Origin of the sequence: Pandoraea sp., from assembly GCF_004297875.1 — a bacterium.
Lineage (GTDB): Bacteria > Pseudomonadota > Gammaproteobacteria > Burkholderiales > Burkholderiaceae > Pandoraea.
Genome location: NZ_SCSK01000069.1, coordinates 25398 through 38548 on the forward strand (window position 1 = coordinate 25398; position 13151 = coordinate 38548).

Here is a 13151-nt window from a genome sequence, read left to right on the forward strand (position 1 = left end):
TTGCCATGCCGATCATCGAAAGCAAGCTCAATCCGCGCGCCGAGGAATTCCAGCGCAATGCCGCCGCCATGCAGGCCGTGGTCGACGATCTGCGCGCCAAGGTCGCCGCGCTGGCCGGCGGCGGCGGTGAAGCCGCCCGCAAGAAGCACCTCGCACGCGGCAAGCTGCTGCCGCGCGATCGCGTCCAGCAACTGCTCGATCCGGGCACCCCGTTTCTCGAATTCTCGCAACTGGCCGCCTACGACATGTACCGCAACGAAGCGCCGGGCGCGGGCGTGATCACCGGCATCGGCCGCGTGGCCGGCCACGAATGCGTGATCGTATGCAACGACGCGACGGTCAAGGGCGGCACCTATTACCCGATCACGGTGAAAAAGCACGTGCGGGCGCAGGAGATCGCCGAGCAAAACAACCTGCCGTGTATTTATCTGGTCGACTCGGGCGGCGCGAATTTGCCGAACCAGGACGAGGTGTTTCCCGACCGCGATCATTTCGGCCGCATCTTCTATAACCAGGCCAACCTGTCGGCGCGGGGCATTCCACAGATCGCCGTGGTGATGGGTTCGTGCACCGCGGGCGGCGCCTACGTGCCGGCCATGAGCGACGAGTCGATCATCGTCAAGAACCAGGGCACCATCTTTCTGGGCGGCCCGCCGCTGGTCAAGGCCGCCACGGGCGAGGAAGTCAGCGCCGAGGATCTCGGCGGCGGCGACGTGCATACCCGGCTCTCCGGCGTGGTCGACCATTTCGCGCAGAACGATGCGCATGCGCTGGCGATCGCGCGCGGCATCGCCGCCAACTTCAATCGCGTCAAGCCGGCCCAGATGGCCGTGCGCGCGCCGGTCGAGCCGCATTACGATCCGCGCACCCTGTACGGCGTGATCCCGGCCGATACGCGCAAGCCGTTCGACATCCGCGAGATCATCGCGCGCATTGTCGACGGTTCGGAGTTCGATGAATTCAAGGCACGCTACGGCACCACGCTGGTATGCGGCTTCGCCCACCTGTGGGGCTACCCGGTGGGCATCGTCGCCAACAATGGCATCCTGTTCTCGGAGTCGGCCCAAAAGGGCGCGCACTTCATCGAACTGTGCTGCCAGCGCAAGATCCCGCTGATCTTCCTGCAGAACATCACCGGCTTCATGGTCGGACGCAAGTACGAGAACGAAGGCATCGCCAAGCATGGCGCCAAAATGGTCACCGCGGTGGCCACCGCGCAGGTGCCCAAGCTCACCGTCATCATCGGCGGCTCGTTCGGCGCCGGCAACTACGGCATGTGCGGGCGCGCCTATTCGCCGCGCTTTTTGTGGATGTGGCCCAACGCGCGCATCTCGGTGATGGGCGGCGAGCAGGCCGCCTCGGTACTGGCGACCGTCAAGCGCGACGGCATCGAGACCAAGGGCGGGCACTGGAGCGCCGAAGAAGAAGAGGCGTTCAAGGCGCCGATTCGCGAGCAATACGAGAAGCAGGGCCACCCCTACTACGCCAGCGCGCGGCTGTGGGACGACGGCGTAATCGATCCGGCCGACACCCGCACGGTGCTCGGCCTCGGGCTGTCGGCCGCGCTCAACGCGCCGATTCCCGACACCCGTTTCGGCGTGTTCCGCATGTAAGCCGGCCTCGCCCCACGTTCTCTTATCGACAGGACATCCCCATGCAACTCGAGACCCTGCAGATCGCCATCGACAACCACGTCGCCACCGTCACGCTCAACCGCCCGGCGGTGCGCAACGCCTTCAATGAAACCGTCATCGAGGAACTGACCGGCGCGTTTCGCGCGCTGGGCGCGCGCGAGGACGTGCGCGCCATCGTGCTGGCGGCCAACGGCCCGGCCTTTTGCGCGGGCGCCGACCTCAACTGGATGAAAAAGATGGCGGGCTACTCCGACGAGGAAAACCGCGCCGACGCGATGACGCTCGCGACCATGCTCAACACCATCTACACTTGCCCCAAGGCGGTGGTCGCGCGCGTGCAGGGCGATGCCTACGCCGGCGGCTGCGGCCTGGTGGCCGTGTGCGACATCGTGGTGTGCGCCGACAGCGCGCATTTCTGCATCTCCGAAGCGAAGCTCGGGCTGAGCCCGGCGACCATCAGCCCGTACGTGATTCGCGCCATCGGCGAGCAGGCCGCGCGACGCTACTTCATCACAGCCGAGCGCTTCGACGCGGCCACCGCCCAGCGCCTGGGCCTGGCGCACGAAGTCGTGCCGGCCGACGGGCTCGATGCGGCCGTGCACGCCATCACCCGCACGCTGGCCGAGAACAGCCCGAATGCCGTGCGCGAGTGCAAGCGACTGGTGCACGACGTCGCCGGGCGTGCGCTCGACACCGCGCTGATCGCCGAGACCGCCGAGCGTATCGCACATATGCGCGCCTCGGACGAAGGCAAGGAGGGCGTGCGCGCGTTCCTGGAAAAGCGCACGCCGTCGTGGCGCTCATAAAGCGATGTCTTAAAAAAATTTCACGGCGCGGCGCGCGGGAGATGCCGAGCAATTGGTACCGGATTTTGCAAATATCGAATCATCTTCCGCCAATTCTTTTTATTTTTTGCTAATTTGCCGTCAAACTGACCTATTGATCGTTTTCGGATGCATCCATAACATGCCCCCATTCACTCTGCTTCGCCTCCCGGTTCGCCCGCTGCGCCTGTACGCGCACAGCGGGACGTGCCGGCGCCGTCCCGGCCGGCGGAGCGGGCTTTCGGGAGTCAACCATGGACGCTAATTCCAATACCGGCTGGCGCGAGCGCAGCCTGCGGCACGTCTGGCACCCCTGCACGCAGATGAAGCAGCAGGCCGAACTGCCGCTGGTGCCGCTGAGCCGCGGCCAGGGCCCCTGGCTTTATGACATGGCCGGCCAGCGCTATCTCGACGCCATCAGTTCCTGGTGGGTCAATCTGTTCGGGCATGCCAATGCGCGCATCAACGCGGCACTCGTCGAGCAGCTCGCCACGCTCGAGCACGCCATGCTGGCCGGTTTCACGCACGCGCCGGTCATCGAGCTCTCCGAGCGCCTGGCGGCGCTCACCGGCGAGGCGCTCGGCCATTGCTTCTACGCCTCGGACGGCGCCTCGGCGGTCGAGATCGCGCTGAAGATGAGCTTTCATTACTGGCGCAACCACGGCCAGACCGACAAGCGCGAATTCGTCTGCCTGCGCAACGGCTATCACGGCGAAACGCTCGGCGCGCTCGGCGTGACCGACGTGGCGATCTTTCGCGACGCCTATGACCCGCTGCTGCGCCACGCACACGTGGTCGCCTCGCCCGATGCGCGCGACGCGCGTGAGGGCGAAAGCGCGCGCGAGGTCGCGCAGCGCGCGGCCGACGAACTCGAGGCGCTGCTGCAGGCACGCCACGGGCAAATCGCCGCCCTGATCGTCGAGCCGCTGGTGCAGTGCGCCGCCGGCATGGCGATGTACGACACGCATTACCTGACGCTGGTACGCGCGCTGTGCGACCGCTACCAGGTACACCTGATCGCCGACGAGATCGCCGTCGGCTGCGGGCGCACCGGCACCTTTTTCGCCTGCGAGCAGGCGCAGCTGTGGCCTGACTTCCTGACGCTGTCCAAGGGCATCAGCGGGGGCTACCTGCCGCTGTCGCTGGTGATGACCACCGACCGCATATACGACGCGTTCTATCACGACGAGACGGTGCGCGGCTTCCTGCACTCGCATTCGTACACCGGCAATGCGCTGGCATGCCGGGCCGCACTGGCCACGCTCGACATCTTCCGCGACGACGACGTACTCAACGCCAACCGCGCCCGCGCGGCCCGGCTCACCGCCCTGCTCGCGCCGCTCGCGGCCCATCCGCGCGTGCGGCACTTCCGCCAGCGCGGCATGATCTGGGCCTTCGACGTCGCGCTCGACACGCTGGCCGAGGCCTCCGCCTTCGCGCGGCGCTGCCACGCAGCGGCGCTCGCGCGCGGCCTGCTGCTGCGCCCGATCGGCAACACCGTCTATCTGATGCCGCCGTATGTGCTCGACGACGACGCCCAGACCTGGCTGGCCACCCAAACACTGGCGGCATTGACCGACGCACTCGAGGCGCACTGACATGCAATTACTGGACTCCCTCGAACAGGGCCTGCAGGCGCTCGACGCGCAACACCTGCGACGCCGCCGGCGCACCGCCGACACCCCGTGCGCGCCGCACGTGCAGGTCGACGGGCGCGCCATGCTGGCTTTCTGCAGCAACGACTACCTGGGTCTGGCCGCCCATCCGGCCGTCACCGCCGCCTTCGCCGAGGGCGTGGCGCGCTACGGCGCCGGCAGCGGCGCATCGCACCTGATCAGCGGCCATGCGCGCGCCCACGCGCAACTCGAGGAACGGCTCGCGGCCATCATGGCGCCCCACCTGGAGCAGGCCCGGGCGCTGTATTTCTGCACCGGCTACATGGCCAACCTGGCGGTCTTGAGCGCCCTGGCGGGCAAGGGCGCGGCGATCTTCTCCGAAGCGCTCAACCATGCGTCGCTGATCGACGGCGCGCGACTGGCGCGCGCCGAGGTGCACGTGTACCCGCACGGCGACACCGGCGTGCTGGCCGAACAACTGGCCGCGTGCCGGGCCAGCACCAAGCTGATCGTCACCGACGGCGTATTCTCGATGGACGGCGACATCGCGCCGCTGCGCGAACTGCTGGCGCTGGCCGAACGGCACGGCGCCTGGCTGGTGGTCGACGATGCGCACGGCTTCGGCGTACTGGGCGACCAGGGTCACGGCGTGCTGGAGCACTTCGGCCTGCGCTCGCCGCATCTGGTGCTGATGGGCACGCTCGGCAAGGCGGCCGGCGTGGGCGGCGCGTTCGTTGCCGCGCATGCGACGGTCATCGAATGGCTGGTCAACCGCGCGCGGCCCTACATCTTCACCACGGCCGCAGCGCCCGCCCAGGCCCACGCGCTGCTCACCAGCCTGGACATCATCGAAGGCGACGAAGGCCGCAGCCGACGCACGCACCTGCAGGCGCTGATCGCGCAACTGAAGGACGACCTGCGCCTGCGTGGCTGGCAGCACATGGCCTCGCCCACCGCGATCCAGCCGATCGTGCTGGGCGCCAACGAGCATGCGCTGCGCGCGGCCGCCGCGCTCGACGCCGCCGGCCTGTGGGTGCCGGCGATCCGCCCGCCCACCGTGCCGGCCGGCACGGCCCGCCTGCGCGTGACGCTGTCGGCCGCGCATACTGCCGACGACGTCGGGCGGCTCGTCCAGACGCTCAACCAGCTCAACGCGGAGATCTGAAATGGGCGCCAAACACGCCTTTTTTGTTACCGGCACCGACACCGAGATCGGCAAGACGCTGACCTCGGCGGCCCTGCTGCACGCATTCGCCCGGCGCGGCCTGTCGACTGTCGGCTATAAATCGCTGGCCGCCGGCGCGACACAGCGCGAGGGCCGCTGGGTCAACGAAGACGTCGAACTGCTCAGCCAGGCCAGCAGCGTCGCGCTGCCGCCCGAGCGATACTGCCCCTACGTACTGCACGACGCCACCGCTCCGCACATCGCCGCGGCCGGCGAGGGCATCGCACTCGACCCGGCGGTGATCCGCGCCGGCTACGCGCAGCTCACGACCCTGGCCGATGCGGTCATCGTCGAAGGCGTAGGCGGCTTTCGCGTGCCGCTCACCGACACGCTCGACACCGCCGATCTGGCGATGCAACTCGGCCTGCCGGTCGTGCTGACGGTGGGTATCCGGCTGGGCTGCATCAGCCATGCGCTGCTCACCGCCGAGGCCATTGCCGCGCGCGGCCTGCGCCTGGCCGGCTGGGTCGCCAATCAGGTCGATCCGGCCATGCGCCACGCGCAGGCCAACGTCGAGACGCTGGCCGTGCGGCTCGGCGCGCCGCTGCTTGGCAACATCCCCTATCTGCCCCACCCGGACCCCGCCACCGCGTCCGGCTACCTCGACATCGCTCCACTGCTGGCCGAACAACTTTGAACCAAGGAACTCCCATGCAAACTCACGCCCACACCGCCGCCGCCCACCAGGACGACCTGCGCAAAAACGCCACAGCATGGCGCACCGCCGACGTGCTGGCGCTGTTCGAACTGCCGTTCGCCGATCTGATTTATCGCGCCCAGCAGGTGCATCGCGAGCATTTCGACGCCAACGCCGTGCAGCTCTCGACGCTGCTGTCGATCAAGACCGGCGGCTGCCCGGAAGACTGCGCCTACTGCCCGCAATCGGCACGCTACGACACCGGCGTCGAAGCCGACAAGCTGATGCCGCTCGACGAAGTGCTGGCCGCGGCGCAACGCGCCAAGGACAACGGCGCGACGCGCTTTTGCATGGGCGCGGCCTGGCGCTCGCCCAAGCCGCATCACCTCGAGGCGGTGCAGGACATGGTGCGCGGAGTCAAGGCGATGGGGCTGGAGACCTGCGTCACGCTCGGCATGCTCAAGGAAGGCCAGGCCGAAGAACTCAAGAATGCCGGCCTCGACTACTACAACCATAACCTCGATACCGCGCCGGAGTTCTACGGCCAGATCATCACCACCCGCACCTACCAGGACCGGCTCGATACCCTCGAGCGCGTGCGCGAGGCCGGCCTCAAGGTGTGCTGCGGCGGCATCGTCGGGCTGGGCGAATCGCGCCGCGAGCGGGCCGGGCTGATCGTACAGCTGGCCAACATGGACCCGTACCCGGAATCGGTGCCCATCAACAACCTGGTGCAGGTCGAAGGCACGCCGCTAGCCGGCAGCGAAGCGGTCGATCCGTTCGAGTTCGTGCGCACCATCGCGGTGGCGCGCATCACCATGCCGCGCGCCATGGTGCGCCTGTCGGCCGGGCGCGAGACCATGGACGACGCGCTGCAGGCGCTGTGCTTCCTGGCCGGCGCCAACTCGATGTTCTACGGCGACCAGTTGCTGACCACCGGCAACCCGCAGGCCGAGGCCGACCGCCAGCTGCTGGCGCGCCTGGGCATGCACGCCAGCACCGAGGCGCAATTGAGCGAGCGGCTCGGCGAAGCGGGTTCGTCCGACGGGTGCGGCGCGGCCTGCGCATCCCACTGAGCCCGAGATACCCCCTGCGTTGAAAACGACTGGAGACGACATGTTCGACAAGATCCTGATTGCCAACCGCGGCGAAATCGCCTGCCGCGTCGCGGCAACCTGCCGCCGCCTCGGCATCAAGACCGTGGCGGTCTATTCCGACGCCGACGCGCAGGCCAAGCACGTCGCGGTTTGCGACGAGGCCGTGCATATCGGCGGCGCGGCCGCGCGCGACAGCTATTTGCGCATCGATGCGGTAATCGACGCGGCGCGGCGCACTGGCGCGCAAGCGATTCACCCGGGCTACGGATTTCTGTCGGAAAACGAAGCGTTCGCCGCCGCATGCGCGAGCGCCGGACTGGTCTTCATCGGCCCGCCGGTCGAGGCGATCCGGGCAATGGGCAGCAAAAGCGCCGCCAAGAGCCTGATGGAGCACGCCAACGTGCCGCTGGTGCCGGGCTATCACGGCGCCGAGCAGGCGCCCGAATTCCTGCAGGCACAGGCCGACGAGATCGGCTATCCGGTCCTGCTCAAGGCCAGCGCCGGCGGTGGCGGCAAGGGCATGCGGGTGGTCGAGAGCGCCGCCGACTTCAAGGCCGCGCTCGCCTCGTGCCAGCGCGAGGCGCAAAGCAGCTTCGGCGACGACCGCGTGCTGCTGGAAAAATACCTGACCCGGCCGCGCCACATCGAAATCCAGGTATTCGCCGACACGCACGGCAACTGCCTGTACCTGTTCGAGCGCGATTGCTCGGTGCAGCGCCGGCACCAGAAGGTGCTCGAGGAAGCGCCGGCCCCGGGCATGACCGAACAGCGCCGCCGCGCCATGGGCGAAGCGGCGGTGGCCGCCGCGCAGGCGGTCGGCTACGTCGGCGCCGGCACGGTCGAATTCATCGCCAACCAGGACGGCTCGTTCTATTTCATGGAAATGAACACGCGCCTGCAGGTCGAGCATCCGGTGACCGAAATGATCACTGGCCTGGATCTGGTCGAATGGCAATTGCGCGTGGCCGCCGGCGCACCGCTGCCGCTGCGCCAGGAAGAGCTGCGCCTGCACGGGCACGCGCTGGAGGCGCGCGTCTACGCGGAAAACCCCGACAACAACTTCCTGCCCTCGACCGGCACGCTCAAATACCTGCGCACGCCCGCGGCAGTCGCTTTCGAGCGCGGCGCGCAGGGCAGCGACCCGGCGCCGGTGCGGATCGACGCCGGCGTGCGCGAGGGCGATACGATCTCGCCGTTCTACGACCCGATGATCGCCAAGCTGATCGTCTGGGGGCGCGACCGCGCCGAAGCGCTGGCGCGCATGCGCCAGGCGCTGGCCGAGTATCGGGTGGCCGGGGTGGCCACCAACATCGCCTTTCTCGACCGGCTGGTGGCCAGCGAGCCGTTCGCCACCGCCGATCTGGACACCGGTCTGATCGAGCGGCATCACGATACGCTGTTTCCGGCCGCCGAGCCGGTGCCGGCCGCCGCGCTCGCGCTGGCTACCGCGGCCCTGCTCGAGCGCGAGCAGATCCGCCAGCGCAAACAGTATCTGGACAGCACCGATCCCCACTCGCCGTGGCATCAGCACAACGGCTGGCGCCTGAATGGCCATTACGAACGGACCCTGCAATTCGACCAGGACGACACGCGGCACGACGTGATGCTCGCCTATCTGGGCGACCACAGCACGCTGGCGGTGGCTGGCCACACGCTACCCTTCGCGTACCGCCATGAGCAGGGCGCCCTGCAGCTGACGCTGGGCGACACGCGCACGCAGGGCCACGTGCATATCGACGGCGCGACCTACCACGTGTTTTACGAGGGCCGTCACTGGACGCTGCAATGGCATGACCCGCTGGCCCAGCAGGCGGGCCACGAAGGCGGCGAGGGCAAGCTCACCGCGCCGATGCCCGGCAAGGTCATCGCGGTGCTCGCCGAGAAAGGCGGCAAGGTCACCAAGGGCATGCCGCTGATCGTGATGGAAGCCATGAAGATGGAGCACACCATCAGCGCCCCGGCCGACGGCGAAATCGACGAAGTGCTGTACGGCGTCGGCGAGCAGGTGCAGGAGGGCGCGCAACTGCTGTCGCTCAAGGCGGCCGAGTAGCTCGCACATCTGGACGGGCCGCCCCGGAAAATGCAGATCCCTCCTGGGCGGCACCTAAGACATTTTAGAAAAATTTTCAGACACCTCTCGGGGTCGAGCCAGCCCGGCCCCGAGCGCAATCCGTGGTTGCGGACTCAGCGCCTGGATCTGAAGCGCGTGGCCAGCACCTTCACCAGGCTGGCGACCAGCGCCTGATCCTCCGGATTCATTTTGCCCACCGCGCGCGAGATCGCCACCATCGGGTCATTGGGATTGCCGTATGGCGTCAGCACCTGCTCGACCCTCAGGCTGCTGTTGTGCTCGAAGTTGAGTAATTCGGCGGGTGCGACGTTCAGCGTATCGGCCAGCACGCAGATATTGACCAGCGCGACGTTGCGCAGGCCGCGCTCGATGCCGCCCACGTAGGAGCGCGCCAGTCCGCTTTCAAGGGCCAGTTTTTCCTGCGACCAGCCGCGTGCCTTGCGGAACATCGCCAAGCGTTGACCAAACAATTTGAGAGGATCTTGATCCATAAGCCGTTGTGCGACGAGAGGCTCCACAGGCTAAGAATTTGCTCAACACAACACGACGCCTTTTATTAAGACACACTATAAGTAACAAATTGTCGCGTCATTAATTTGTGCGCGTAAAGCCCCAAAAACCCCGAGAAGGCCGGTAAACTCGTGCCGGCACCGTCAACGGCTATTCAATAGTTATCTATAATAGGCCGCACCATCGGCAACAACCCGGTTGCCGCGTGGCCGATGCCGCCCCGCCGCCTGCCCAGACACCCCGACCGGCGTCGGCGACCGGCCGTCGTTGTGCTCCGCTTCCCCCCGCGGCCCGCATGGCTGTCCCAATGACCATCGCGCAGGGAAACCCCATCATGTTCACTCCGCTGTCCTCCTTTTGCCACAACCCGCTGTTCGCCCTGAACTGCGCCGCCGATCTCGCCCAGCATTTCGACGCCCCCGGCGAGTCCGAACCGGCCGGGAATATCGACACCATCGACGCGCCCTGCCGGCAATGGATCGAGGCCGCGCCATTCGCGCTACTGGCCACGGCCGGCCCGGCCGGCCTCGACTGCTCGCCGCGCGGCGGGCCGCCCGGCTTCGTGCAGGTGCTCGACAGCCAAACCCTGCTCATGCCGGTTCGCCCCGGCAACAATCGCATCGACAGCATGCATAACCTGCTGGCCGATCCGCGCATGGCGTTGCTGTTCATGATCCCCGGCATCGCGCAGACCCTGCGCGTGAGCGGCAACGCGACCCTCTCGATCGATCCGGTCCTGCTCGGCACCTGCATGGCCGACGGCCAAGCGCCCAAGGTGGTGCTGGTGGTACAGGTCCAGCGAATCCTCTTTCAATGCACCGGGGCCGTGCGGCGGGCCGGTTTGTGGGGTTCGGATCGGCTTGCCGCGCCGGGCACGCTGCCGAGCGACTAGCAGCCGCTTGCGGCCGCATCGGCTATGCTTCGGGTCTGACCGACACCTTGCAGGATGCGCCGCCCCCTCATGGCACTCAAAGCCACCATCTACAAAGCCGATGTGCAAATCGCCGACCTCGATCGGCAGTATTACCAGGATCACGCGCTGACCATCGCCCGCCATCCGTCGGAGACCGACGAGCGGATGATGGTGCGCCTGCTGGCCTTTTTGCTGCACGCGCACGAGCACCTGAGCTTTGGCAAGGGCTTGAGCACCGCCGACGAGCCCGACCTCTGGCAACACGACCTGACCGGCGCGATCGCCTGCTGGATCGACGTCGGCCTGCCCGACGAGCGGCGCCTGAGCAAGGCGTGCGGGCGCGCCGAGCGCGTTTATGTCTATGCCTACGGCGGGCGCGCCGCCTCGGTCTGGTGGGAGCAGAACGCCGGCAAGCTGGCGCGCGCCGAACGGCTGACCGTCAGGCTGCTGAGCGACGACGACCTGGCCACGCTGGGCCGGCTGGCGCAGCGCAACATGCGCCTGCAATGCACCATCCAGGACGGCAGCGTGTGGCTCTCCGACGGCCAGCACAGCGTGCCGGTCACGCCCGAGACGCTGCTCGCGCCGCGCGCCGATCATTAGCGTCCCGCGTCCGGCCGGCCTTTGTTACACTTGACGTATACGTCATATATGCCGCCCGCTTAGGCCATCCCCGCTTCGTTATGGATATCCTGATTTACAGCCCCGAAGAGCAGCGCCAGCGCTGGGTCGCCGGCTTTGCCGCCGCGCTGCCCGAGGCACGCGTGCGGGCCTGGGCGCCGGGCGAGCGCGGGCATGCCGACTACCTGATACTGTGGCGGCCGACCGCCGACGTGCTGCGCCATCGCCGGGGACTCAAGGCAGTCTTCAATCTGGGCGCCGGGGTCGACGCCGTGCTGGCGCTGCTGGCGCAGGAGCCCGGCCTGCTGCCGCCGGAGGTGCCGCTGGTGCGGCTCGACGACGCCGGCATGGGCGCGCAAATGGTCGAGTACGTCACGCATGCGACGCTGCGCTATTTCCGCCGCTTCGACGCCTATGACAGACAACAGGCCCAGGGCGTCTGGCAGCCGCTCGCGCCTTACCCGCGCGAACAGTTCGCCATCGGCCTGCTCGGGCTGGGCACGCTGGGCGCACAGGTGGCCACGGCGCTCGCCCGCTTCGGTTTTCCGGTGCGCGGCTGGAGCCGCACGGCCAAGACCCTGCCCGGCGTGACCTGCTTTGCCGGCGCCGCCGGACTTGGCGATTTTCTTGCCGGCACGCGCGTGCTGGTCAATCTGCTGCCGCTCACCGCCGCTACCGCCGGGCTGCTCGATCGCCGCGTGTTCGACCGGCTGGCCCAGGGCGCGTACCTGATCAACGTGGCGCGCGGCGAGCACCTGGCAGAAGACGACCTGCTGGCGGCGCTGCGCAGCGGGCAACTGGCCGGCGCGACGCTCGACGTGTGCCGCACCGAACCGCTGTCCGCCGGGCATCCGTTCTGGCATACGCCGGGATTGACGCTGACGCCGCACATCTCGGCACTGACGTTGCATGAAGAGACGATCGAACAGATTTCGCGCAACATCCGCGCCATGGAGCGCGGCGAGCCGCTCGCCGGCGTGGTCGACCGGCAACGCGGCTATTAGAGGCCATGCATGACAGACATTGCGCCCGGCGTCCGCCGGCGCGCCGAACAGGAGGCAAATATGAGTGCGACGCAGTTACCCCGGCAGGTCAAGGTCATTGAAGTCGGACCGCGCGACGGCCTGCAGAACGAGAAGCAGCTGGTGCCGCTGGCCACCAAGATCGAACTGGTCGACCGGCTCTCGGCCGCCGGTTTCGCCAACGTCGAGGCCGCCTCGTTCGTCTCGCCCAAGTGGGTGCCGCAAATGGCCGACGGCGCCGAGGTCATGGCCGGCATCGCGCGCCGCCCCGGCACCATCTACTCGGTCCTCACACCCAACATGAAGGGCTTCGAGGGCGCGCTGGCCGCGCGCGCCGACGAGGTGGTGATCTTCGGCGCCGCCAGCGAAGCTTTCTCGCAGCGCAATATCAACTGCTCGATCGCCGAGAGCGTAGCCCGCTTCGCGCCGGTCGCGCGCGCGGCCAAGGATGCCGGCCTGCGCCTGCGCGGCGCGATCTCCTGCTGCCTGGGCTGCCCCTACCAGGGCGAGGTGCCGGTCGCCGCGGTGGTCGACGTGGTGCAACGTCTGCAGGCGCTGGGCTGCGACGAAATCGACATTGCCGACACCATCGGCGTGGGCACCGCCGGGCAGACGCGCACGGTCATCGAGGCGGCCGCCAAGGTATTTCCGATCGAGCGCCTCTCGGGCCATTTCCACGACACCTACGGGCAGGCGCTGGCCAATATCTACGCGGCACTGCTCAGCGGCATCACGATTTTTCATTCGTCGGTGGCCGGCCTGGGCGGCTGCCCCTATGCCAAGGGCGCGACCGGCAACGTCGCCACCGAAGACGTCCTGTACCTGTTGCAGGGCCTGGGCATCGAGACCGGCATCGACCTCGAGCAGGTCGTCGAGACGGGCGACTTCATCTCGCAGGCGATCGGGCGCGCCAACGCCTCGCGCGCCGGCCGCGCGCTGCTCACCAAGATGCGCGATCGGGCCGCGGCCGCCAGCGCATGA

Annotated in this window: 12 protein-coding genes; 11 read left to right on the top strand and 1 reads right to left on the bottom strand. The window is 67.9% G+C overall.

All coding sequences use genetic code 11. The features are described from left to right. Positions 1-5 precede the first annotated feature (5 nt). The 7 genes from EPN80_RS20240 (at position 6) to EPN80_RS20270 (ending at position 9083) form a co-directional block, all read left to right on the top strand. Complete coding sequence (locus EPN80_RS20240; RefSeq protein WP_293031704.1) at positions 6-1613, top strand: carboxyl transferase domain-containing protein; 1608 nt, start codon at positions 6-8, stop codon at positions 1611-1613. Between the two features lie 41 nt (positions 1614-1654). After that, positions 1655-2440: an enoyl-CoA hydratase/isomerase family protein gene (locus tag EPN80_RS20245; protein WP_293031706.1), complete on the top strand. Its 786-nt coding sequence runs from the start codon at positions 1655-1657 to the stop codon at positions 2438-2440. Between the two features lie 272 nt (positions 2441-2712). Next, entirely contained in the window at positions 2713-4056 is a 1344-nt protein-coding gene (bioA, locus tag EPN80_RS20250) for an adenosylmethionine--8-amino-7-oxononanoate transaminase (protein ID WP_293031708.1), read from the top strand. A gap of 1 nt (position 4057) precedes the next feature. Continuing rightward, complete coding sequence (gene bioF, locus EPN80_RS20255; protein WP_293031710.1) at positions 4058-5239, top strand: 8-amino-7-oxononanoate synthase; 1182 nt, start codon at positions 4058-4060, stop codon at positions 5237-5239. Between the two features lies 1 nt (position 5240). Next, a complete protein-coding gene (bioD, locus tag EPN80_RS20260) occupies positions 5241-5936 on the top strand; it encodes a dethiobiotin synthase (RefSeq protein ID WP_293031712.1) in 696 nt (231 codons plus the stop codon). 14 nt (positions 5937-5950) lie between these two features. After that, positions 5951-7012, top strand: coding sequence for a biotin synthase BioB (bioB, locus tag EPN80_RS20265; protein ID WP_293031714.1), 1062 nt, complete (start codon positions 5951-5953; stop codon positions 7010-7012). Between the two features lie 40 nt (positions 7013-7052). After that, on the top strand, positions 7053-9083 hold the full coding sequence (locus EPN80_RS20270) for an acetyl/propionyl/methylcrotonyl-CoA carboxylase subunit alpha (protein ID WP_293031716.1): 2031 nt from the start codon (positions 7053-7055) through the stop codon (positions 9081-9083). A 134-nt stretch (positions 9084-9217) separates the two neighbouring features. Here EPN80_RS20270 and EPN80_RS20275 read toward each other — a convergent pair whose 3' ends face one another. Further along, complete coding sequence (locus EPN80_RS20275) at positions 9218-9595, bottom strand: helix-turn-helix transcriptional regulator (RefSeq protein WP_293031718.1); 378 nt, start codon at positions 9593-9595, stop codon at positions 9218-9220. A 353-nt stretch (positions 9596-9948) separates the two neighbouring features. On the opposite strand from EPN80_RS20275, the gene EPN80_RS20280 reads away from it, so the two are divergent. From EPN80_RS20280 to EPN80_RS20295, 4 genes are all read left to right on the top strand, one after another. After that, positions 9949-10506 carry an MSMEG_1061 family FMN-dependent PPOX-type flavoprotein gene (locus EPN80_RS20280; protein WP_293031720.1) on the top strand — a complete coding sequence of 186 codons (558 nt, stop codon included), beginning with the start codon at positions 9949-9951 and terminating at the stop codon, positions 10504-10506. 69 nt (positions 10507-10575) lie between these two features. Then, entirely contained in the window at positions 10576-11130 is a 555-nt protein-coding gene (locus tag EPN80_RS20285) for a YaeQ family protein (RefSeq protein ID WP_293031721.1), read from the top strand. Between the two features lie 80 nt (positions 11131-11210). Further along, the gene (locus tag EPN80_RS20290; RefSeq protein ID WP_293031722.1) at positions 11211-12152 is read left to right on the top strand and encodes a glyoxylate/hydroxypyruvate reductase A; all 942 of its coding nucleotides are present in this window, start codon (positions 11211-11213) and stop codon (positions 12150-12152) included. Positions 12153-12212: 60 nt separating this feature from the next. Beyond that, on the top strand, positions 12213-13151 hold the full coding sequence (locus EPN80_RS20295) for a hydroxymethylglutaryl-CoA lyase (protein ID WP_047216684.1): 939 nt from the start codon (positions 12213-12215) through the stop codon (positions 13149-13151).